The following is a 21,066-nucleotide window of genomic DNA, read 5'->3' as shown; positions in this document are numbered from 1 at the left end:
CGTACCTCTTGTTCTTTGTTTATCACGCCGCCGCGATCAATCGTAGCGCAATGCTTCAATGGGGTTCAGCCGGGCTGCGCGCCGTGCCGGCAGGTAGCCGAACAGCACGCCGATGCCCACCGAGATGCCAAAGGCCACCACAATGGAGTTGAAGGAGGGGCTTACCGTAACGGTGGTATCGGTCATGAACATGGGCAGCACCTTGTTGGCTGCCATGGACGCCGCATAGCCCAGCGCAATGCCTAAAACGCCGCCCAGCGCGGAGGTGGTGGCCGCTTCCACCACAAACTGCGCCAGAATGGTGCGCTCCTTTGCGCCCAGCGCCTTGCGGATGCCGATCTCGCGGGTGCGCTCGGTCACCGACACCAGCATAATGTTCATAATGCCGATGCCGCCCACCAGCAGCGAAATGCTGGCAATACCGGTAAGTATCACGATGACCATGTTGATCATCTTGTTCATTTCCTCCAGCCACTCGCTGGCGCTATACACATAGTAACCATTCTCGGTCTTGAGGATCGACATCAGTTCCTCTTCTATCGTGGTCTTGGCCTCGTTGGCAAAGTTTTCATCGGTCATCACTGCCGTATAGCTGTTCACCGAGCTTTGGCTGGAAAGCCGCATCACGGTGGTGTAGGGCAGGTAAACGCAGTCATCGTCGCTGCCCTGCTGCATGGTGGGGTCGCTGACCTTGGGTGCCAGCACGCCCACGATGCGGAACTTATTGGCACCAATCTTGAGCGTCTGCCCCACGCCGTTGCCGCCAAAGGCCACCCGGTTCAGGTAATCGCCAATGATGCAGACCTGCTTGTTGTCCTGCATATCCATATATTGCAGGCCGCGTCCCTGTGCGAGCTGGTAATTCTTCATCTCGGTGTAGTTCTCGTCCACACCGCTTATGTTGGACCAGCGGTAGCTGGTGGTACCGATCTTCAGCGTACCGCTGGCGCTGCCGCTCATTTCGATCTGAGGCGATACCGCCTTGATCAGGTCGGAATGCCGCTGGCAGATGTCATACATCTCCTCCACCGGCACGGTGCGGGAGCCGTAGCCCCACACCTGAATGCTCAGGGTGTTGGTGCCCAGTGCGGAAAAGCTGTCCCGCATACTTTTGGTCATGCCGTTGCCCAGACCTACGATGACGATGACCGCCATCACGCCGATGATGATGCCCAGCATGGTCAGAAAGGTGCGCAGCTTGTTGCTCCACACGTTCTGGATGGCCTGCCGGAAGGTTTCAAAGATCATGCCTGTTCCTCCTTTTCCGGCGTTTCGGGCAGCAGGGTGGGCTGCACCATGGCCTCCGGTGCGTGGGAGTCGCCGTCATACACCACCTGACCATCCTCCAGCCGGATGATGCGGTCGGCCTGCACGGCAATGGAGTTGTCGTGGGTGATCAGCACTACGGTGTGTCCCTGCTTGTGCAGCTGCTGCAAAAGCCCCAGCACCTCGCGGCCGGTGTGGGAGTCCAGCGCGCCGGTGGGCTCGTCCGCCAGAATGACCGGCGGGTTGCGCACCAGTGCCCGCGCGATGGACACACGCTGCTGCTGACCGCCGGAAAGCTGGTTGGGGCGGTTTTTCAGCTTATCGCCAAGCCCCACCTGCTCCAGCACCTCCCGGGCGCGGATGTGGCGGTCGGCGCGGGAGATACCCGCATACACCAGCGGTACCTCCACGTTTTCCATCAGGTTCAGCTTGGGCAGCAGATTGTATTGCTGGAAGATAAAGCCCAGCATCTCGTTGCGGATGGCGGCCAGCTCGTTGCGGTTCATCTTGCCCACGTCCCGGCCGTTGAGCCGGTAGGTGCCGTGGGTGGGCACATCCAGACAGCCGATGATGTTCATGCAGGTGGATTTGCCCGATCCGGACTGGCCCACGATGGCCACGAACTCGCCTTTTTCGATTTTCATGGTGATGTGGTCGGCAGCCTTTACCGTGGTATCGCCCATCTGGTAATACTTGCACACCGCATCAAACTCGATCAGAGCGCTCATTCATCCCTCCTGCGTCAATTCACCACGACTGCGCCGGTCTCGGCGGGGTCGATGCCGTCTGCTGCGGGTTCTTCACTGTTTTCCGTCTCCTCCGGCAGCATCTCCTCGCCGCCCTCGGCAAGGTCTGCGGCATTTTCGGCACCGCCGATTACTTCGCCGTCAGAGTAGTCGTAGCCGCCGTAGTCGTAGTAGCTGTCACTGCTCACAGAGCTGGGGTCGTAGGCGATGGTATCGCTCTCGGACAGGCCGCTGGTCACCTGCGTATAATTGTCGTCACTGACACCGGTCTTGACCTTGACGTACACATAGCCCTCCGGTGCGCTCATGGAAGCATCGGCGTTCACGGCGCTGGGCGAGTCCTGCCGCACCAGCACATAACCACCCCGCACAATGGCGGCGTTAGGCACGGTGAGCGCATTTTTCGCCTGCGCCACCACGATCTCGGCGTTGGCGTTCATGCCCGGGCGCAGACCATCGGTTTCATCGATGCGCACAGTCACCGGGTAGGTGGTGGTGCCGCCGCTGGTGTCACCCTTCATGGACACACGGGTGACCACGCCCTCGTAGGTCTTATCCTTCACAGCATCTGCGGTCACCTGTACGGACTGTCCCACCTTCAGGCTGCTGACCTGCAGCTCGTCCACATTGATGGTCATTTCCAGATAGCTCAGGTCGTAAATGGTGCACAGGTCGCTGCCGGTGCTCAGAGCATCGCCCACCTTGGCATTTTTCTCGATGATGGTGCCGCTGATGGGCGAGGTGATGGTGTAATTATCCATGGCGTCCTGCATATTTTGCATGGACAGCTCCGCGCCGCGCAGGGTCTCGGAGGCAGACTGGATGGACTCGGTCAGTTCCTCACCGCTGAGGGTCAGGATGATATCGTCCTTGTTCACGCTGCCGCCCTCCCGCACATTGATGGCGGTCACGGTACCGGAAGTCAGCGCAGTCAGGGTGCGCTCGGCCTGATACTGGAAGTTGGCCGCAGCAATGCAGCTGACCCCGTTGACGGTAGCCGTTGCAGCCTGTGCCGTGGTCAGACCGCCCGCATTGGACACCGAGAGGGTCACAGTGCGGGTAAGCAGATTGCCGGTGCTCAGGGCATCGGTGCCGGTCACGGCGGTAATGGTGCCGGGCAGCACCTCAAAGGTACCGTCCAGCGTCACCTCGGCGGTCTGCCCTACCGAGAAGTTGGCAGCATCCGCAGCCGGGAACTCCAGTACCAAATTCATCTTGGAGCTGTCCCGCACCACGGCCACTTCCTGACCGCTCTTTACCTCATCACCCTTGTTCACCTTCAGACTGCTGACGATGCCCGCCACCTCGGCGCGGACATACTGGCGGTCGGCGGTCTTATCGTAGCTGCGCTGCGCCTGCTGTAAGGTGATGGCTGCCTGCTCCACCTTGGTGGTGGCGTCGGAGGAATCCACCGTGTACAGCACAGTGCCCTCTTCCACGATATCGCCCTCTTCAAAGCTGCCGGTCAGCACCTTGCCGGACACCAGCGATTTAACGCTGTAAGTATTGGCGGGCTTCAGCGTGCCGGTGCCGCTGAGCGTGTTGGAGACATCCCGGGTCTCGGGCACCGCCTCCGTATAGGAAGTATCCACGTTGGCGGGCTTCGCGCTCTTGGGCTTCAGCAGCCACCAGCCGCCTGCCAGTACCACGATGGCCACCGGCACCAGCCACTTCCAGTTCTTTTGGGCAAAGGCTGCCGCGCCGCCTTTTTTCGGTGCAGCTGCTGCGTCCTGCTGGTCGGCGGGCTGTTTAGACTTGTTCCAGATCATTCTTGCCGTTCCTCCTAGGTTCTTTTATGACAAAGCGTTTTTTATAAAAAACGTCCATCAGAAACTCATATTTGTAGTGTAGCGCATTTTGCCCCGATAAACAAGCGTCCAATTTTCGTTTCACGTCATTTCCACAAAGTTTCAGACTTTTTTAACAAAGAATGGCTTTTATTTATGCAAAAACGGCACCCGGAAGTTTCCTCCCGGATGCCGTTTCCTTTGTTTAATTTACCCTGCGTCTGCGGTGGGCTCTACCACCACATACACCCCTGCGGGCACACAGGCGGCCCATGCGCCGTCCTTGTCCAGCCAGCCGAATTGCTCACAGACATGGTCCGGGCACTGACTGTCCAAAAACGCGATGGCACCATCCTTTACCTGCAAGTGCACGATGTAGTCCCCTACCTCGTACAGGTAATCGTGATCCTGCGCAAGAGGTAAAGTCTCGGTAACGCCGTCACCGAAATCCACAACGGCCTGTAAGCCGCTGCCCTTGGCGGGGTGCTGCGCCCGCACCGCAAGAAAAATGCCTGCGGCCAGCGCCAGCACCACCAGTGCAAAGATCACATTTTTCTTCCACGCGCTGCCCTTGGGGGCGGCGGTGTCAGAGCTTTTTTGCTTTATGCTCATGCAGCGTACTTGCTGGCAGCTGCACCGGCAATGCGGCCAAAGACGGTAAAGTCGGCCACAGCGTTACCGCCCAGACGGTTTGCACCGTGCACGCCGCCGGTCACCTCACCTGCTGCGAACAGGCCGGGGATCACAGAGCCGTCAGCCTTCAGCACCTCGGTGTTGGTGTTGATCTTCAGGCCGCCCATGGTGTGGTGCACACCTGCGGTGACCTTGATAGCGTAGTAGGGAGCGGTATCCAGAGCCTTTGCAAAGCTGGTGCGGCCAAAGTCGGGGTCGTTCTTGGCTTCAACGTAGCCGTTCCAGGTCTTCATGGTCTCGGCAAAAGCAGCCTCGTCCACGCCCATGGCCTTTGCCAGCTCCTCGTAGGTCTGGCCGGTCACAGTGTAGCCCTTCTTGATGTAGCCCTGAATGACGCTGGAAGCATCGACCATAGCCTGATCCACCACCAGCCAGCTGTAGCTGCCGGTCTGAGCGATCTCGGCAGCGGAAACCACGTCACGGGTGCCCACTTCGTCGATGAAGCGCTTGCCCTCGGCATTGATCAGCACAGCGCCGTCGCCGCGCAGACCCTCGGTGATCAGAGCAGCGGTGTTAGCCTCCACGGTGGGGTGGATCTGGATCTGATCCATGTCCACAGTGTCAGCGCCCACAGCGGTAGCCATCTCAATGCCCTGACCCTGTGCGCCTGCGGCGTTGGTGGTCATAAAGCCCTTCAGCTCGGGCTTGTACTCGGTGACCATGTCCAGATTTGCGCCGAAACCGCCGGTGGTCAGCACCACAGCCTTGGCATTCACAGTGATGGTCTCGCCGGTAGAACCGGTAGCCTTCACGCCCACAACGGCGCCGTTAGCATCGGTCAGCAGCTCGGTAGCGGTGGTGTTCAGCAGGGTCTGCACGCCGGCCTTGTCGCAGTTCTCCTGCAGCAGGGGGATCATGTAGGAGCCCACAGAAACGGTCTTGCCCTCAGCATTCACGGGGCGGTGGATACGCTTGACGGATGCGCCGCCGAAGCTGGAAACGCTGTGCAGGGTGATGCCGTGCTCGTCCAGCCAGTCGATGGCGTCAGCGCTGTTGGAGCACAGGGTCTCCACCAGAGCGGGGTCGTTGATGCCCTTGCCGCCGATCATGGTGTCCAGCTCCATCAGCTCCACAGAGTCGAAGTAGCCCTTGGGGTCTGCCTGATAAGCTGCCCACTGCTCGGAGACGGTCTTTGCCAGAGCGGTGATGGTAGCGTTGTCGGCGTACTTTTCGGCAGCGGTCTTGAGGGTCTTTTCCACGCCTGCGGACTCGCCGAACTCGTTCTCGTCCTGATACACGGTCTTGCCGGCGTTCATGCCGCCGGTAGCGCGCACGGAGTTGCCGCCCACCATGGGCTGGCTCTCCAGAATGACCACGCTCTTGCCCTCGGCAGCAGCCGTGATGGCAGCAGTCATGCCTGCACCGCCTGCACCCACGATGGCAATGTCTGCGTCAATGGTGGAGTCCTCGGCCTTGGTCGTGTCGGCCTTGACCTCGGTCTTATAGTCATCAGCGTTCAGGCCGGCTGCAACCAGAGCGGCAGCAGCAGCCTCCTTGATGGCGTCAGAGGTGATGGTTGCGGTGGCCACGCCGTCCACGGCAATGCTGCCGCTCTCGGCAATCGCGCCGGGCAGCTGCTCCAGAGCCATGGTGCCGATGCCGGGGGTCTCGTCCTTGCCCTCGGCGGTACAGCCGGTGATCTTGCCGTCGGTCAAAGTCAGAGTGACGGTAACATCGCCGCCCATACCCTTGGCGGTGCCGGTGAACTCGCCGGACACGCCCCTGCGGTGGAGGAGGCAGGCTTGCTGCCGCAGCCGTAGCCCAGCAGGCTGACGCTTACAACAGCCGCCATGGCCAGTGCAGCCACGCTCTTGCGGATTTGATTCTTTTTCATTGTTTCTTCCTTCTTACTTTGGGTTGCTTGTGTTCGGATATCTATCAGCAAAAAAGGGGGAGCTGCTCATTCGGAAAGCAGCTCCCCCTCGCTGAAACTTAGGAAAGGATTAGGCGTTGGCCTGAGCTGCAGCAACAGCGCAGGCAACGGTAGCGCCGACCATGGGGTTGTTGCCCATGCCGATCAGACCCATCATCTCAACGTGTGCGGGCACAGAAGAGGAGCCTGCGAACTGAGCATCACCGTGCACGCGGCCCAGAGAGTCGGTCAGGCCGTAGCTTGCGGGGCCTGCAGCCACGTTATCGGGATGCAGGGTACGGCCGGTGCCGCCGCCGGAAGCAACGGAGAAGTACTTCTTGCCGTTCTCGATAGCCCACTTCTTGTAGGTGCCGGCAACCAGATGCTGGAAGCGGACGGGGTTGGTGGAGTTACCGGTGATGGAGCACTGCACGTCCTCCTTCTTCATGATGGCAACGCCTTCCATAACGTCGTTCGCGCCGTAGCACTTAACGGCTGCGCGCTCACCCTCGGAGAAGGGGATCTCCTTGACCACAGTCAGGGTCTGGGTGGGGATATCGTACTCGGTCTGCACATAGGTGAAGCCGTTGATACGGGAAATGATGTAAGCTGCATCCTTGCCCAGACCGTTCAGGATGACGCGCAGGGGGGTCTTACGGACCTTGTTTGCGGTGCGGGCGATGCCGATAGCACCCTCAGCAGCAGCAAAGGACTCGTGGCCTGCCAGGAAAGCGAAGCAGGTGGTGTCCTCGCTCAGCAGACGAGCGCCCAGGTTGCCGTGGCCCAGACCGACCTGACGCTGCTCAGCAACAGAGCCGGGGATGGTGAAAGCTTCCAGACCCTCACCGATGGCAGCTGCGCACTCGGCAGCATCGGTCAGGCCGCGCTTCACAGCGATAGCGGTGCCCAGAGTGTAAGCCCAGACAGCGTTATCAAAGCAGATGGGCTGCACGCCGCGGACGATCTTGTCGCAGTCGATGCCCTTAGCGAGGAGCATCTCGTTGCAAGCGTCCAGAGACTCCAGACCGTTAGCCTTCAGGCATGCCTCGATTTTAGGCATACGGCGATCCATAGATTCAAAAGTTGCCATTGAGTTGTTCCTCCTCTCTTATTCCTCACGCGGGTCGATGTACTTCACAGCGCCCTGCTCCTTGCTGAAGCGGCCGTAAGTACCCACGTTCTTCTCATAAGCCTCGTTGGGGGTCTTGCCGTGACGGATATCCTCCATCATCTTGCCCAGCTTGACGAACTGATAGCCGATGACCTCATCGTTAGCGTCCACTGCCAGCTTGTTGATGTAGCCCTCGGTCAGCTCCAGGTAGCGCACGCCCTTCTCCTTGGTGGAGAAGATGGTGCCGGTCATGGAGCGCAGACCCTTGCCCAGGTCGTCCAGACCTGCGCCGATGGGCAGACCATCCTCAGAGAAAGCGGTCTGGCTGCGGCCGTAGACGATCTGCAGGAACAGCTCGCGCATAGCCACGTTGATAGCGTCGCACACCAGGTCGGTGTTCAGAGCTTCCAGAATGGTCTTGCCGGGCAGAATCTCGCCTGCCATAGCAGCAGAGTGGGTCATGCCGGAGCAGCCGATGGTCTCCACCAGAGCCTCTTCGATGACGCCGTTCTTGATGTTCAGGGACAGCTTGCAGGTGCCCTGCTGGGGTGCACACCAGCCCACACCATGAGTGTAGCCGCTGATGTCCTTGACCTCATAGGCCTTGACCCATGCGCCCTCTTCGGGGATGGGAGCCGGACCATGCTTAGGACCTTTGGTGATCGGGCACATATTCTGTACTTGCTGCGAATAGGTCATAATCATACTCTCCTTTTGACAAATGTCGCTTTGGCAGCATAAAACCGCCGCCGCGCCCTGCCGGCACAACTGCTGCTCTCTGCTGCTTGCATCCGAACCGGGTGCGCTGCTCTCTTTCAGCGCCTGCACCGGTACTACCACGCATGATTTTATTATAGAGAAAACGGACGAATTTTGCAAGTCATTTCCTGCAAAAAGTACAGCCGGGTTTTACGGTCATCCGGCGCTAACCGTCATTTCCACCGCTTTACACAAAACAGTCGTCAAGTTTTTGTCAATTCTGCCGTAAGCACCGGCAAACTTTTTTCAGCCTTTTCTTTTTGCGCGTTTCAGCGCGGGTCTTTCTGCACCGGATGCAGCGCCCAGATGGCCGCAAAACCCGCCGCCGCACCGGCCATGGCAAGCAGGTGCCGCCCGTTTTCCAGCGCCAGCAAGTTAGCTGCAAAGGGGAACGCAAGGCTGCCCACGCTCTGCCCCAAAGCCAGAAAGCCATAGTTCACCCCTGCATGGGGCAGGCCGAACAGATCGGTGGAAAGGGCGGGCAGCACCGCCGCCAGCGCCGAGTAGCAGAAGGTGAGCCCGGCGTAGCACACCACCACCCACCAGCCCTGCGCCGCCCAGAACGCCGCTGACAGCCCAAGCGAAGCTGCAAACAGTCCAAGGTCGGTGGCGCGGCGTCCGATATGGTCGCTGAGCATGGGCATCAGCATCCGTCCCGCGGCGCTGCCCACGCTGCCCAGTACGATGCTCCACAGTGCGGCAGTCTCGTCCAGCCCGCGCTCCATGCCCAGCTTTAGGATGATAGGGCTGAACAGCAGCACCGCCGGGGTTGAAAAGCACACCGCGCCCGCGCACAGCCAGTACTGCTTTGTGCGCAGCATCTGCCCCGGGGAGAGGTCGAGGGTGTTTTTGCCGCTTGGCTGCTGCTTTTTCTGCGGCGGATCGCTGAGTACCGCACTGCCCGCAAGGCACACCGGCAAGGTGAGCGCCCCCAATGCCCAGAACGCGCCCCGGATGCCCTGCACCGGGCCAAAGCCCCGCAGCGCCGCCCGGACGAATACCGTAAGGAACGCACCGGAAAGTCCTACTGCCCCGCCGATGACCCCGGTTGCCAGTCCCTTGCGCCCCGCATACCACTTTTGGGCGCAGGACTGGATAGAGGGGTACAAAAAGGCCGTGCCCAGCCCCGCCGGGATGCTGAAGGCCAGAAAGAACCCCCACCCTGCCCAGCCCGGCAGAAAGGCCGCCGCAAAAAAGCCGCCGCAGAGCAGGGCTGTGCCCCACAGCGCCGCGCAGCGCGGGCCCTTTGATCCTGTAAAAAGCCGCCCAGCACACACCCCACCCCAAAGGCGGCAATAAGCAGGGCAAAGGCGTAGCCTGCCCCCTGCTCCGAAAGGCCGTATTCCTCCATGACCGGCTGCTGAAAGACGCCCCAAGCCGCCGGTAAACCGGTAAGCACCTGAATGGCTGCCCCCGCAGCCAGAATCGTCCACGGGTGTTTTGCTGCAAACTGCTGCTTCATACTTTCACCTCAAAGATTTGTGCAATTTGCGATAGTGTGCCCATTTGGATTGACAATCCGGCATTATCCTTTATAATGGTAAAGTACTGAGTTAAAAACACTCCCGCCCCTTTTCAGGCATCGCGGGCGGGTACAATTTACAGATAGAGAGGAATTACTGTTATGAAAACACAGGCTTTGAAGGGTATGCGGGATCTACTGCCCGCTGAGCAGACCCTGCGCGACTACATTCAGGGCAAGATTCTGGAGACCTACCGCTCTGCCGGCTTCGAGCGCATCTCCACGCCTATGCTGGAGAATATGGAAAATCTAGACAAGTCCGACGGCGGCGACAACCTGAACCTGATCTTCAAGGTGCTCAAGCGCGGCGACAAACTGACCGCCGCCTTGAACACCGGCGACCCCAAGCAGCTGTCCGACATGGGTCTGCGCTACGACCTCACCCTGCCGCTGAGCCGCTACTACGCTGCCAACAAGGATAAGCTGCCCAACCCCTTCAAGGTCATCCAGACCGACCGGGTGTTCCGCGCCGAGCGCCCGCAGAAGGGCCGTCTGCGCGAGTTCGTGCAGTGCGATATCGACATTCTGGGCGATGCTTCCCCCAACGCCGAGGTGGAGCTGATCGACGTGACCACCCGCGCACTGCTGAACATCGGCTTTACCGGCTTTACCGTTAACATCAACGACCGGCGCATCCTGCGCGGGATGCTGGAGAGCATGGGTTTTGCCGCCGACACGCTGGATTCCGTCTGCATCACCTTTGACAAGATGGACAAGATCGGTGCCGAGGGCGTGAAGGCCGAGCTGACCGAAAAGCAGCTGCCGGAAAGTGCCATCCACGCACTGGCAGACTTTATTGCCGCCGGGGACGTAACGCTGGACGCTGTGGCTGCCCGCTGCGCCGACCCCGCCATTGCCGATGACCTGAAATATGTGCTGGCCACCGCCAACACGCTGGCTGCCGGCCGCTATCAGGTGGTCTACTGCCCCAGCCTGGTGCGCGGTCAGGGCTACTACACCGGCATGGTGTTCGAGGTGACCTGCCCGCAGTTCAGCGGTGCTGTGGCTGGCGGCGGACGCTACGACAACATGGTGGGCAAGTTCCTTGGCGTGCAGGTGCCCGCCGTGGGCTTCTCCATCGGCTTCGAGCGGGTGTGCGGCATTCTGCTGGAGCAGGGCTACCAGATCCCCGGCGCAAAGCAGAAGATCGCCCTGCTGTACGGCAAGGACGTTGACTTCCCTGCCGTGCTGAGCAAGGCCGCCGCGCTGCGCGAGCAGTACAACGTCACCGTGCTGCCGCAGGGCAAAAAGCTGGGCAAGCAGCTGGGTCAGCTGGAAGCCGCAGGCTTTGCGGGCGCAGCCTTTATGGACAAGGACGAGGTAAAGATCTTCGCCCAGCAGTAAGCTGCCCGCCTGACAATTATAATTTTGTGGCTCAGAAACGTCTGCGGACGTTTCTGCCCCACTTTTTTCAGCCGTCATGATATAAGAAAAGCAGCCCCGCCGGAGTGCCGATGGGGCTGCTTTTTTGCATGATAGTGTATTTTTTAGAACTCGATCTTGCTCTCGATGTAGCTCTTCAGCTCGCTGATGGGCATACGCACCTGCTCCATGGTGTCGCGGTCACGGACGGTGACGCAGTTGTCGGCAGCAATGCCCTTGGCCTCATCGCCCACGGTGTCAAAGTCCACGGTGATGCAGAACGGGGTGCCGATCTCGTCCTCGCGGCGGTAACGCTTGCCGATAGAACCGGTATCGTCGTAATCCACCATAAAATACTTGCTCAGCTCGTTGCGGATCTCCATAGCCTTCTCGCCCAGCTTCTTGCTCAGGGGCAGCACGGCGCACTTGTAGGGAGCCAGAGCCGGATGCAGACGCAGCACGGTGCGGACATCCTCCTTGCCCTTGCTGTCGGTCAGGTGCTCCTCATCGTAAGCCTCGCACAGGAAGGCCAGCGCCACGCGGTCACAGCCCAGAGAGGGCTCGATGACGTAGGGGATGTAGTGCTCGTTGGTCTCGCTGTCGAAGTACTCCAGGCTCTTGCCGGAGGCCTCCTGATGGCGGGTCAGGTCGTAGTTGGTACGGTCTGCAATACCCCACAGCTCGCCCCAGTCGGTGAACGGGAAGGCGTACTCGATATCAGTGGTAGCACGGCTGTAGAAGGCCAGCTCTGCGGGCTCGTGGTCACGCAGGCGCAGGTGTTCCTTCTTGATGCCAAGGCTCAGCAGCCAGTTCTCGCAGTAGTCCTTCCAGTAAGCAAACCAGTCCAGATCGGTGCCGGGCTTGCAGAAGAACTCGCACTCCATCTGCTCGAACTCGCGGGTGCGGAAGGTGAAGTTGCCCGGGGTGATCTCGTTGCGGAAGGCCTTGCCCACCTGACACACGCCAAAGGGCAGCTTGCGGCGGGTGGTGCGCTGGATGTTGGCAAAGTTGACAAAGATGCCCTGTGCGGTCTCGGGACGCAGATAGCAGGTGGAGGAGCTATCCTCGGTCACGCCGATGGCGGTCTTGAACATCAGGTTGAACTTGCGGATGGGGGTAAAATCGTGCTTGCCGCACACGGGGCAGACGATATCCTCGTGCTCTGCGATGAAAGCATCCATCTCGTCAAAACTCATGGCGTCCACGTTCACCTCGGGGTGCTCCTCCCCGATCAGCTTGTCGGCGCGGTGGCGTGCCTTGCAGGCGCGGCAGTCCAGCAGGGGGTCCGAGAAGCTGGACACATGGCCGGTGGTCACCCAAGTCTGGGGGTTCATGATGATGGCAGCATCCAAACCCACGTTATAGGGGCTTTCCTGCACAAACTTTTTCAGCCATGCCTTTTTGACGTTGTTCTTGAACTCCACGCCAAGGGGGCCGTAGTCCCAGCTGTTGGCCAGACCGCCATAGATCTCGGAACCGGGGAACACATAACCACGGTTCTTGCAAAGATTGACGATCATGTCAAGGGTCTTTTCGCTCTGTTCCATTGTAGTACATCCTTTCCGTCCGCGGCTGGTTTGCCGTGTCGTATCGTGTTGTGTTCCGGCGGCTTTTCCCACCGCCGGGCGTGCTTGTGGCTTGCGCAAGCACAGTATATTTACTGTACCATGTTTTGCCCCGCTTGTAAAGCCCGGCAGACAGTTCAGCTGCGCTCTGTCAGGTATTTTACCAGCAGGCGGTACAGAGTATCCGGGTCAATGGGCTTGGGCAGGTGCTCATTCATGCCGGCTTCCAATGCCCTGTTGCGATCCTTCACAAAAGCGTTGGCCGTCATGGCAAAGATGGGAATAGTCTTTGCGTCCGGACGGTCCATGGCACGGATGGCGCGGGTGGCCTCGTGGCCGTCCCGCACCGGCATCATCACATCCATCAGGATGGCGTCAAAGCCGCCCACCGGCGAGGCTGCAAAGGCCTCCACCGCCTGCTGTCCGTCGGCGGCTTTGGTCACCTTTATGCCTACATCGCTTAGCAAAAATTCCATGATCTCCATGTTCAGGGCGTTGTCCTCGGACAGCGCCAGCAGACAGGCAGCCAGCCGCAGTCCTCTTCGGTGTTTTTTCATGGTTCTTCTATCCTGTGTTTTTTGCTGCTTTTTGTAATAGAATGCTCCACGCTATCAGTATAATAAAAACTGTTCCAAAAGAAAAGCCAAAAATTGCTTTTCCGGCAGGTTTTACATGTTTCTGTAAAAAGAGCTCCCGGAGCGCCTGCGAACGCTTCGGGAGCCAAAAATGACATTTTACTTGTGGTACTTCATGCCTGCATTGATGGTACAGGCGCGGTAGATCTGCTCGGTGAGCACCAGCCGTGCCAGCTGATGGGGCATAGTGATGCGCCCCATGCTGAACTTGAGGGCAGCGGCCTTTTTCACCTCGTCGGACAGGCCGTGGGAAGAGCCGATGACAAAGGCCACATCCCCTGCCCCGCTGCCGGCGCGCTGCGCCAGAAACTGCGCCAGTTCATCGGAGGAGATCTGCTTGCCCTCGATGCACATAGCCACGATAGCAGCCCCCTTGCGCACATTGGAAAGGATGGCTTTTCCCTCCTTATCCAGCGCCTTTTTCACCACGGCGTCCGAGGCGTTTTTCTCCTCGATCTTTTCCTCCGGCAGCTCAAGGATGCGGAAGGCGGCAAAGGCCGCCAGACGCTTCTGGTACTCTGCCACGCCCTCGGCGAAATATTTGGCGTTCAGCTTGCCCACACAGATCAGGTCGATATTTTGCATGATAGCTTCCTCTTTTCAGGATAAACGATTTAAAATTGTCTCCGCTTCGCTCTGACAATAACAGCGGAAAGAATATTTTTGTTTTCGGTGAAACGGCACGCCTACGGGCGCTCCGTTTCCCCTATTTTCACAAGAGGGGACTTTTCGGAAAGGCAGCGGGGAGTTTCCTGAGCAAATTCCGGCGAAGTGGGGCCCCGGTGCGCAGCACTGGGGCGGAACAGGGGGTTCCGGGCTCATTTGCGAAGGAAAGCTCCCCGCCGTCTGCCAATCAAAGCAGGCTCATCTGCTCGCCCTCGTCCTCGGCGCGGATCAGCGCACCGGTGGCGGGCAGGCTGCGCACGCGGTAGCGGTGGGGATTCGCCAGCTCCAAGGTATCTGCCGGCACCACCGAGGCGATGGTCTGGTTCTTTTTCAGGGTAACTACCGCCACACCCTGACTGTCGCGGGTGGTCTTGGCGGCGATCTGCGCCGTACCCACCAGCAGCATCCGGCTGGCGCTGGTTCGGATGGCAAGCTCGGTCTCCTCCGGCTGGTAGAGCATCATGGCCAGCGGCTCCTTATCGCTGTACGCCTTCAGCAGCTTGCGGCGGTTCTGCTTGGTGGCGTAGGAGCTGAGCGGGATCTTTGCGCACTTGCCGCTGGCAAAGAAGAACAGCATAAAGCCGCTGTAATCGCCGGTGATCACCATGCTCAGCACGTTTTCGCCCTCGTCCATGCCCAGCCGTCCCGGGATGAAGATGCCCATCTGGGCCACTTTGCCGTCCTCCAGCTCTGCCAGACGCACCTTGTACACCTGCTGCTTGTCGGTAAAGAACAGCGCCTCCACGTTGTTGCGGGTCTCCAGCTGCTGGACGATCTCGTCGCCCTCCTTCAGCTTGTGAGCACCGGCGGTGCGCAGGCTCTGGGGCGGGATTTTTTTAAAGTAGCCCTCCCGGGTAAAGAACACGGTCACCGGGTAGTCCGGCACGGTCTCCTCCTCGGCGGCGGCCTCCTCCTCGGGCAGGTCGTACAAAATTTCGCTGCAACGGGGCTTACCGTATTTTTTCGCTACATCGTTCAGTTCATTGATGATGATGCGGCGGATGCGGGCAGGCTTTGCCAGCACATCGTTCAGGTCGGCAATGTCCTTTTCCAGCTGCTCGATCTCGCCGGTGCGCTTGAGGATGTATTCCCGGTTCAGGTGGCGCAGCTTGATCTCTGCCACATAGTCTGCCTGCACTTCATCAATGCCAAAGCCGATCATCAGGTTGGGTACCACCTCGGTCTCCTCCTCGGTGGTGCGGATGATGCGGATGGCCTTGTCGATATCCAGCAGGATGGCGGCAAGACCCTGCAACAGGTGCAGCCGCTTTTCCTTGCCGTGCAGGTCGTAGTAGGTGCGGCGGCGCACGCACTCGACACGGAACGCCGTCCACTCCTTCAGAATTTCCCGCACGCCCATGACCCGGGGCTGGCCGGACACCAGAATGTTGAAGTTGCAGCTGAAGCAGTCCTCCAGCGGGGTGGCCTTGAACAGTTTTGCCATCAGCTTGTCGGCATCCACGCCGCGTTTGAGATCCAGCGTCAGCTTCAGACCGTTCAGGTCGGTCTCATCGCGCATATCGCTGATCTCCTTGACCTTGCCGGTCTTGACCAGTTCCGCGATCTTGTCCATGATGGCCTCCACCGTAGTGGTGGGCGGGATCTGGGTAACCTCGATCATATTTTCGCCGGGCACTGCGTTGTAGCGGGCACGTACCTTTACGCTGCCGCGGCCGTTCTCGTAAATTTCACGCATCTGCGCTTCATCGTACAAGATCTGGCCGCCGCCAACAAAGTCCGGGGCAGGCATGGTGGTGCCGATATCGTGGTGCTCGTCCTTCATCAGCGCCACGGTGGTGGCGCACAGCTCTGCCAGATTGAAGGAGCAGATGTTGCAGGCCATGCCCACCGCGATGCCCAGCGTATTGTTGGCCAGAATGGTGGGGAAGGTGACCGGCAGCAGGGTAGGCTCGGTGGTGGTGCTGTCGTAGTTGGGCACAAAATCCACGGTCTCTTTGTCGATATCCCGGAACAGCTCCTCGCACACACCTTCCAGCTTTGCCTCGGTATAACGGGCGGCAGCGCAGGACATATCGCGGCTGTACGCCTTGCCAAAGTTGCCCTTGCTGTCCACAAAAGGCACCAGCAGGCTCTCGTTGCCGCGGCCCATGCGCACCATCGTATCGTAGATAGCGGCATCGCCGTGGGGGTTCAGGTGCATGGTGCTGCCCACGACATTGGCAGACTTGGTGCGTGCGCCCTTGAGCAGACCCATCTCGTACATGGTGTACAGCAGCTTGCGGTGCGCCGGCTTGAAGCCGTCGATCTCCGGCAGCGCGCGGCTGACGATGACGCTCATGGCGTAGGGCATATAGTTGGTTTCCAGCGTGCGGGTAATGGGATCCTCCAGCACGCTGCCTGCGTTTAAAATTTCAACGCCGTCGCCCAGCTGCGGGCGCACCGGCTTTAAGGTTTTCTTGGTCGATTTTTTTGCCATTGTGTTTCCTCATACTGTCCAGAGGCCGTGATTCAGGCCTTTGAGAAGCATTGCTGCTGCCCACGCCCTCATCCGGCTCGTAAACTCGCCACCTTCCCCGTCCGGGGGAAGGCTTTGGCACGGTATCGTTCTGTTTGTCAGGACACGTCCAGATCATCCAGATACTCTGCGCCGTGCTGGGCGATATGCTCCTTGCGGCCTGCCAGATTGTCGCCCAGCAGGATATCGAACACCTGCGCGGTCTGCACCACATCGGTGGGCATTACTTTAATAAGGCGGCGGCTTTCCGGGTTCATGGTGGTCAGCCACATCATCTCGGGGTCGTTCTCGCCCAAGCCTTTGGAGCGCTGGATGGTGTATTTTTTGTCCCCGATCTTTTCCAGAAAAGCGGCCTTTTCCGGCTCGGTATAAGCAAAATAAGTGCGGTCCTTCGTGGTGATCTCATACAAAGGCGACTCCGCGATATACACATAACCCTTGTTGATCAGGGTGGGGGTAAGGCGGTAGAGCATGGTCAGCACAAGGGTGCGGATCTGGTAGCCGTCCACGTCGGCATCGGTACAGATGACGATCTTATTGAACCGCAGGTTTTCGAGGTTGAAAGTAGCAAGCTCCTTGTTGTGCTTGCCGCCCAGCTCCACACCGCAGCCCATCACCTTGATGAGGTCCACGATGACGTCCGATTTGAAGATGCGGGCATAATCCGCCTTCAGACAGTTCAGGATCTTGCCGCGGATGGGCATGATGGCCTGATATTCGCTGTCCCGGCTGGACTTGACCGCGCCCATAGCCGAGTCGCCCTCCACGATATACAGCTCGCGGCGGGCGGCATCCCGGGTGCGGCAGTCCACGAACTTCTGCACGCGGTTGGCTAAGTCGATTTGCGTAGAGAGCGTCTTTTTGATGCTCTGTCGCGTTTTTTCCGCGTGCTCGCGGCTCTGCTTGTTCACCAGCACCTGCTGGCAGATCTTCTGGGCCTCCTCCGGCTTTTCCAGAAAATACACTTCCAGATAATGCTTAAGGAAATCGGTCATGGCCTGCGAGACAAATTTATTGGTGATGGCCTTTTTGGTCTGGTTCTCGTAGCTGGTGCGGGTGGAAAAGCTGGAGGACACATACACCAGACAGTCCTGCACGTCCTGAAAGCTGATGGCGCTCTCGCCCTTTTTGTACAGGTTCTTTTCCTTCAGGTACTTGTTGATCTGGTAGACAAAGGCGGTGCGCACCGCGTGCTCCGGGCTGCCGCCGTGCTCCAGCCACGAAGAGTTGTGGTAGTATTCCAGCAGCTGTACCTTATTAGAGAAACAAAAAGCCGCACTCATGCGCACCTTGTAGTCCGGCTGGTCATCGCGGTCCCGGCCCACGGCCTCGCTCTCGCAGCTGAACACGGGGGTCAGGGTGTCCTCCCCTGCTACTTCTGCCACATAGTCCGCGATGCCGTTCTGGTAGCACCAGCTTTCGTGCCACGGCTTGCCGGTGGCGGGGTCCTTTTCCTTTTCATCGGTAAAGTTGAGGGTAAGCCCGGCGTTGACCACAGCCTGACGGCGCAGCACATCCTTATAGTAGCTGCCGGGCACATCGATATCGGTAAACACCTCATCGTCCGGCTTCCAGTGGATAATACTGCCGGTGCGGCGTCCCTTGTAAGGCTCCTTTTGCAGGCCGCCCACGTTCTCGCCCTTTTTAAAGTCCAAGTGGTAGTGATAGCCGTCACGGTAGATATCGGCGGTCATCCACGCCGAGGCGTACTGGGTGGCGCACAGACCCAGACCGTTCAGGCCAAGGCTGAACTCGTAGTTATCCTCGCCTTCGCCGTACTTGCCGCCCGCGTACATCTCGCAGAACAGCAGTTCCCAGTTGAAGCGCCCCTCGCCGTTGTTCCAGTCCACGGGCATACCGCGGCCAAAGTCCTCCACAATGACGCTGCCGTCCTTGCAGCGGGTCACGTTGATGGTATCGCCGTGGCCGTCGCGGGCTTCATCGATAGAGTTGGACACGATTTCAAAAATCGAGTGGGCACAGCCCTCCACACCGTCTGAGCCAAAGATGACTGCCGGGCGCTTGCGCACACGGTCGGCGCCCTTTAACGAGGTAATACTCTCGTTGCCATATTCCTGTTTTCTTGCCATGCTGCTCCTCCCGTCCCGCCGCAGCTGTGCCGCGCAGGACGTCCTGTAATCAAAGCAAGCGCCCGCCCTATCTATTATATAAGAAATATAACAGCATCTCTAAGGGCATAAGCGCCTGTGTTCTTTTCTTTTATTAAACCATAGGTTGTAAAACTTGTCAAATGTTCTTTCTATCTTTCCCCGTGCAGCCCTCCGGCGCGAAAACCGCGAAAAAAGTCGTTCTTATTTTGTGCGCAGAGACGTCATAAAGCAAAAACTTTTCAATTTTTTCAAAAAAGTTTGCATTTACCCCTTTACAAAATCGAAATTTCAGGTATAATAATCATCGTCCGGTGCGCCTCTGTAGCTCAGTCGGTAGAGCAGGGGACTGAAAATCCCCGTGTCATTGGTTCGATTCCGATCGGAGGCACCACGTCGAGGAAACCCATCAGGGTTTCCCAATATGCGGCCGTAGCTCATCTGGTAGAGCGCCACCTTGCCAAGGTGGAGGTAGCGAGTTCGAGCCTCGTCGGCCGCTCCATTAAGGAGCAGCATTAGTTGCTCCGGTATGGCCCGGTAGCTCAGTTGGTTAGAGCACCAGCCTGTCACGCTGGGGGTCGTCGGTTCGAGCCCGATCCGGGTCGCTCGTCGGAATGTCAGTCGTTTGTCTGGCAGTCTTACAAGTAAGACCGCCGTAACAAACTCTGAAATTCCTCCTCTTCCCCACAAAATCTTGCTTCGCAAGCTTTCGCGGGGGCCCCGAAATTCGCAAGAATCGCTCGGGAGGGTGCAGGGACAAATGCACCGAATATGCGGCCGTAGCTCATCTGGTAGAGCGCCACCTTGCCAAGGTGGAGGTAGCGAGTTCGAGCCTCGTCGGCCGCTCCATTGGAGTGGTATTCATCACTCCCTTATATGGTGACGTGGCCAAGTGGTAAGGCAAGGGTCTGCAAAACCCTCATCCACCAGTTCAAATCTGGTCGTCACCTCCAAAAGATTCCCGGAAGCTTCGGCTTCCGGGATTTTTTGTTTTGTGCTGTTCCCTGCCGACCGCAAGGCCTCTGACTGTTTAGCCTGTACTTCTTGGGGTGCCGGATTTTTCATTTCCGATATAGACGGCAGCCGTGTGTCCTCGACCTTTGCAAAGAGATTCCACCACAAGGAATACGGGCGGCACCTTCTGCCGGAAAATTAGCGCTCATAAACATTCCAGTTTTTTCTTGACAACATTCTGTATGCGTGCTATTTTAAATTTTGTCAATTAGCCTATCCTAACCATCTGAGGGGTCTCGCCCCGCAGGTTTTTCTTTGCGCGCAATGTTAGGAGTGGCTAACTATATGGCAACGGTTTTCTGCCATTGCGAGGGCTGCTTCCCGGGCTGTAACGCCTGCAAACAGCAGTGCCCGGTGTGCCTGAAGCTGGAGGAAACCAGCCTGCGCAGCGGGGAGTGCATCGCCTGTGAAGCCTGCGTGGACACCTGCCCCAAGCAGAACATCCACCGGTGGGATCTGGCTCTTTGCAAGCACCCGTGGCTGCCGGTGCTGGGCAAGGCGCTGCTCTTTTTCCTGCTGGGCTGCTGGCTGGGCTTCTGCCGGTTTATCTGAAACAAAAAGGAGGCCGCTGCACAGTATTTGTGCATCAGTCTCCTTTATTGACTAGGACGATTTTGAATGCCCTCCGCTATGCTCTGGGCATTTTCGGCGGAAAAACTATTTATAATTTCGGTACGCCGGAGCGTCTGCGGACGCTCCGGCGTACCATTTTCACGGTAAAGGCTTGCCTTCATGTAAGATCGTACATTTCATTGCTTTTCTTACCCCTCTGCGTAAAAAAGAGCCGCCTAAGCGGCGGCTCCGTTGCGACATATCACTCTGCGGTCTGCTCTTCTTCAGCCGTATCCTCGATGACCTCCTGTGCAGCCTCGGCAGCGCGGCTCTCGTTGATGGCCTTTGCATCGGCAAGGATATCGCCGACCTCTTCCTGCACCTTATTCACGGTCTGCATGGTGCAGTCCTTCATCTGCAGCACCGCAGCGGTGGTCTGGGTGTAGACCTTTTTAGCGTCCTTGCTGGACAGCACCTTGAAACCGGCAGAGCCGAACACCACACCGCCCAAAAACAGTGCAAGCTTTTTTTGCATCAAACATATTTACCCCTCGTTTCTGTATTTTCCATCTGTGTGCCCGCGCCCGGAGCGGGGCAGGCTCTTTATCTCTGTATTGTAGCACGCTTTCGGGCTTTTTCAATAGTTTTCGACGATGTTAGGTCACGTTAACATTATTAGCAGCTGTATTCCATCCCGCAAGCGCAATTCGCCGATGTACCGGTTCTTCAGCCTCCGTTACCGTTTCTTTCTGTACCCGCAGACGCAGTAGAGTCCGCCGGGTCTCAAGACCCGGAAAACCTCCCGATAAGCAGCCTCCTTATCCGGGAACGCGTGAAAGCCGTTCAAAGACAAAACAATATCAAACGCGCCGTCCGCATACGGAAGTGCGCCCGCATCCCCCACCGGCTTGAGTGGCCGCACACCAAAAATCAGGTCTTATGAAATTCTACT

18 protein-coding genes and 5 tRNA genes are annotated in these 21,066 nt (G+C 58.5%); 7 read left to right on the top strand and 16 right to left on the bottom strand.

What is annotated here, in order from left to right; translation table 11 throughout:
• Positions 1-36: 36 nt before the first annotated feature.
• The 9 genes from ACXPUX_RS07250 to ACXPUX_RS07210 all read right to left on the bottom strand — a co-directional run bounded on the left by ACXPUX_RS07250 (position 37) and on the right by ACXPUX_RS07210 (position 9,491).
• On the bottom strand, positions 37-1,248 hold the full coding sequence (locus ACXPUX_RS07250) for an ABC transporter permease (protein ID WP_458827727.1): 1,212 nt from the start codon (positions 1,246-1,248) through the stop codon (positions 37-39).
• Positions 1,245-1,994, bottom strand: a complete 750-nt coding sequence (locus ACXPUX_RS07245) for an ABC transporter ATP-binding protein (protein ID WP_055185809.1) — start codon at positions 1,992-1,994, stop codon at positions 1,245-1,247. The genes ACXPUX_RS07250 and ACXPUX_RS07245 overlap by 4 nt, the downstream gene beginning before the upstream one ends.
• A gap of 14 nt (positions 1,995-2,008) precedes the next feature.
• Positions 2,009-3,781 carry an HlyD family efflux transporter periplasmic adaptor subunit gene (locus ACXPUX_RS07240; protein WP_458827726.1) on the bottom strand — a complete coding sequence of 591 codons (1,773 nt, stop codon included), beginning with the start codon at positions 3,779-3,781 and terminating at the stop codon, positions 2,009-2,011.
• Positions 3,782-4,009: 228 nt separating this feature from the next.
• Complete coding sequence (locus tag ACXPUX_RS07235) at positions 4,010-4,411, bottom strand: NusG domain II-containing protein (protein WP_458827725.1); 402 nt, start codon at positions 4,409-4,411, stop codon at positions 4,010-4,012.
• On the bottom strand, positions 4,408-6,210 hold the full coding sequence (locus tag ACXPUX_RS07230) for a flavocytochrome c (RefSeq protein ID WP_458831124.1): 1,803 nt from the start codon (positions 6,208-6,210) through the stop codon (positions 4,408-4,410). The genes ACXPUX_RS07235 and ACXPUX_RS07230 overlap by 4 nt, the downstream gene beginning before the upstream one ends.
• Positions 6,150-6,326 carry a hypothetical protein gene (locus tag ACXPUX_RS07225; protein ID WP_458831122.1) on the bottom strand — a complete coding sequence of 59 codons (177 nt, stop codon included), beginning with the start codon at positions 6,324-6,326 and terminating at the stop codon, positions 6,150-6,152. The genes ACXPUX_RS07230 and ACXPUX_RS07225 overlap by 61 nt, the downstream gene beginning before the upstream one ends.
• A gap of 109 nt (positions 6,327-6,435) precedes the next feature.
• Complete coding sequence (locus ACXPUX_RS07220) at positions 6,436-7,434, bottom strand: GGGtGRT protein (protein WP_005935035.1); 999 nt, start codon at positions 7,432-7,434, stop codon at positions 6,436-6,438.
• Between the two features lie 18 nt (positions 7,435-7,452).
• Positions 7,453-8,154 carry an iron-sulfur cluster assembly scaffold protein gene (locus ACXPUX_RS07215; RefSeq protein ID WP_458831120.1) on the bottom strand — a complete coding sequence of 234 codons (702 nt, stop codon included), beginning with the start codon at positions 8,152-8,154 and terminating at the stop codon, positions 7,453-7,455.
• A gap of 329 nt (positions 8,155-8,483) precedes the next feature.
• Positions 8,484-9,491, bottom strand: coding sequence for an MFS transporter (locus ACXPUX_RS07210; protein ID WP_458831118.1), 1,008 nt, complete (start codon positions 9,489-9,491; stop codon positions 8,484-8,486).
• Between the two features lie 347 nt (positions 9,492-9,838).
• Here ACXPUX_RS07210 and hisS point away from each other — a divergent pair, with 347 nt between their 5' ends.
• Positions 9,839-11,080, top strand: a complete 1,242-nt coding sequence (hisS, locus tag ACXPUX_RS07205; RefSeq protein ID WP_458831116.1) for a histidine--tRNA ligase — start codon at positions 9,839-9,841, stop codon at positions 11,078-11,080.
• Positions 11,081-11,223: 143 nt separating this feature from the next.
• Here the strand turns inward: hisS and ACXPUX_RS07200 are convergent, their stop codons facing one another.
• The 5 genes from ACXPUX_RS07200 to ACXPUX_RS07180 all read right to left on the bottom strand — a co-directional run bounded on the left by ACXPUX_RS07200 (position 11,224) and on the right by ACXPUX_RS07180 (position 18,530).
• The gene (locus ACXPUX_RS07200; RefSeq protein ID WP_015537773.1) at positions 11,224-12,645 is read right to left on the bottom strand and encodes a glycine--tRNA ligase; all 1,422 of its coding nucleotides are present in this window, start codon (positions 12,643-12,645) and stop codon (positions 11,224-11,226) included.
• Between the two features lie 155 nt (positions 12,646-12,800).
• Positions 12,801-13,220, bottom strand: a complete 420-nt coding sequence (locus tag ACXPUX_RS07195; protein WP_458831114.1) for a response regulator — start codon at positions 13,218-13,220, stop codon at positions 12,801-12,803.
• A gap of 177 nt (positions 13,221-13,397) precedes the next feature.
• Positions 13,398-13,883 (bottom strand): 23S rRNA (pseudouridine(1915)-N(3))-methyltransferase RlmH, encoded by a 486-nt coding sequence (gene rlmH, locus ACXPUX_RS07190; RefSeq protein ID WP_015537770.1) that lies wholly within the window; start codon positions 13,881-13,883, stop codon positions 13,398-13,400.
• Positions 13,884-14,151: 268 nt separating this feature from the next.
• Positions 14,152-16,401, bottom strand: coding sequence for a DNA gyrase subunit A (locus ACXPUX_RS07185; RefSeq protein ID WP_458831111.1), 2,250 nt, complete (start codon positions 16,399-16,401; stop codon positions 14,152-14,154).
• A gap of 137 nt (positions 16,402-16,538) precedes the next feature.
• Positions 16,539-18,530 carry a DNA gyrase/topoisomerase IV subunit B gene (locus ACXPUX_RS07180; RefSeq protein WP_458831109.1) on the bottom strand — a complete coding sequence of 664 codons (1,992 nt, stop codon included), beginning with the start codon at positions 18,528-18,530 and terminating at the stop codon, positions 16,539-16,541.
• Positions 18,531-18,866: 336 nt separating this feature from the next.
• On the opposite strand from ACXPUX_RS07180, the gene ACXPUX_RS07175 reads away from it, so the two are divergent.
• The 6 genes from ACXPUX_RS07175 to ACXPUX_RS07150 all read left to right on the top strand — a co-directional run bounded on the left by ACXPUX_RS07175 (position 18,867) and on the right by ACXPUX_RS07150 (position 20,114).
• Positions 18,867-18,942 (top strand) — tRNA-Phe (locus ACXPUX_RS07175).
• A gap of 32 nt (positions 18,943-18,974) precedes the next feature.
• Positions 18,975-19,050 (top strand) — tRNA-Gly (locus ACXPUX_RS07170).
• Positions 19,051-19,079: 29 nt separating this feature from the next.
• Positions 19,080-19,153 (top strand) — tRNA-Asp (locus tag ACXPUX_RS07165).
• Positions 19,154-19,321: 168 nt separating this feature from the next.
• Positions 19,322-19,397 (top strand) — tRNA-Gly (locus tag ACXPUX_RS07160).
• Positions 19,398-19,426: 29 nt separating this feature from the next.
• Positions 19,427-19,501 (top strand) — tRNA-Cys (locus ACXPUX_RS07155).
• A gap of 346 nt (positions 19,502-19,847) precedes the next feature.
• Complete coding sequence (locus ACXPUX_RS07150) at positions 19,848-20,114, top strand: hypothetical protein (RefSeq protein ID WP_458831108.1); 267 nt, start codon at positions 19,848-19,850, stop codon at positions 20,112-20,114.
• A gap of 262 nt (positions 20,115-20,376) precedes the next feature.
• Here ACXPUX_RS07150 and ACXPUX_RS07145 read toward each other — a convergent pair whose 3' ends face one another.
• Both ACXPUX_RS07145 and ACXPUX_RS07140 read right to left on the bottom strand, forming a co-directional pair.
• A complete protein-coding gene (locus ACXPUX_RS07145; RefSeq protein WP_458831186.1) occupies positions 20,377-20,649 on the bottom strand; it encodes a DUF6110 family protein in 273 nt (90 codons plus the stop codon).
• Positions 20,650-20,850: 201 nt separating this feature from the next.
• Positions 20,851-21,018 carry a class I SAM-dependent methyltransferase gene (locus tag ACXPUX_RS07140; protein ID WP_458831184.1) on the bottom strand — a complete coding sequence of 56 codons (168 nt, stop codon included), beginning with the start codon at positions 21,016-21,018 and terminating at the stop codon, positions 20,851-20,853.
• Positions 21,019-21,066: the final 48 nt, after the last annotated feature.

This window comes from Faecalibacterium sp. PGM34, assembly GCF_054456555.1.
Note: the sequence above shows the minus strand (reverse complement) of the source record. Positions and strands in the feature narration are given on the sequence as shown.

Excerpts from the sequence above, each read along its gene's own strand:
- ACXPUX_RS07250 (WP_458827727.1), bottom strand. The coding sequence starts at position 1,248 with ATGATCTTTGAAACCTTCCGGCAGGCCATCCAGAACGTGTGGAGCAAC.
- ACXPUX_RS07245 (WP_055185809.1), bottom strand. The coding sequence starts at position 1,994 with ATGAGCGCTCTGATCGAGTTTGATGCGGTGTGCAAGTATTACCAGATG.
- ACXPUX_RS07240 (WP_458827726.1), bottom strand. The coding sequence starts at position 3,781 with ATGATCTGGAACAAGTCTAAACAGCCCGCCGACCAGCAGGACGCAGCA.
- ACXPUX_RS07235 (WP_458827725.1), bottom strand. The coding sequence starts at position 4,411 with ATGAGCATAAAGCAAAAAAGCTCTGACACCGCCGCCCCCAAGGGCAGC.
- ACXPUX_RS07225 (WP_458831122.1), bottom strand. The coding sequence starts at position 6,326 with ATGAAAAAGAATCAAATCCGCAAGAGCGTGGCTGCACTGGCCATGGCG.
- ACXPUX_RS07220 (WP_005935035.1), bottom strand. The coding sequence starts at position 7,434 with ATGGCAACTTTTGAATCTATGGATCGCCGTATGCCTAAAATCGAGGCA.
- ACXPUX_RS07215 (WP_458831120.1), bottom strand. The coding sequence starts at position 8,154 with ATGACCTATTCGCAGCAAGTACAGAATATGTGCCCGATCACCAAAGGT.
- hisS (WP_458831116.1), top strand. The coding sequence starts at position 9,839 with ATGAAAACACAGGCTTTGAAGGGTATGCGGGATCTACTGCCCGCTGAG.
- ACXPUX_RS07200 (WP_015537773.1), bottom strand. The coding sequence starts at position 12,645 with ATGGAACAGAGCGAAAAGACCCTTGACATGATCGTCAATCTTTGCAAG.
- ACXPUX_RS07195 (WP_458831114.1), bottom strand. The coding sequence starts at position 13,220 with ATGAAAAAACACCGAAGAGGACTGCGGCTGGCTGCCTGTCTGCTGGCG.
- rlmH (WP_015537770.1), bottom strand. The coding sequence starts at position 13,883 with ATGCAAAATATCGACCTGATCTGTGTGGGCAAGCTGAACGCCAAATAT.
- ACXPUX_RS07185 (WP_458831111.1), bottom strand. The coding sequence starts at position 16,401 with ATGGCAAAAAAATCGACCAAGAAAACCTTAAAGCCGGTGCGCCCGCAG.
- ACXPUX_RS07180 (WP_458831109.1), bottom strand. The coding sequence starts at position 18,530 with ATGGCAAGAAAACAGGAATATGGCAACGAGAGTATTACCTCGTTAAAG.
- ACXPUX_RS07150 (WP_458831108.1), top strand. The coding sequence starts at position 19,848 with ATGGCAACGGTTTTCTGCCATTGCGAGGGCTGCTTCCCGGGCTGTAAC.
- ACXPUX_RS07145 (WP_458831186.1), bottom strand. The coding sequence starts at position 20,649 with ATGCAAAAAAAGCTTGCACTGTTTTTGGGCGGTGTGGTGTTCGGCTCT.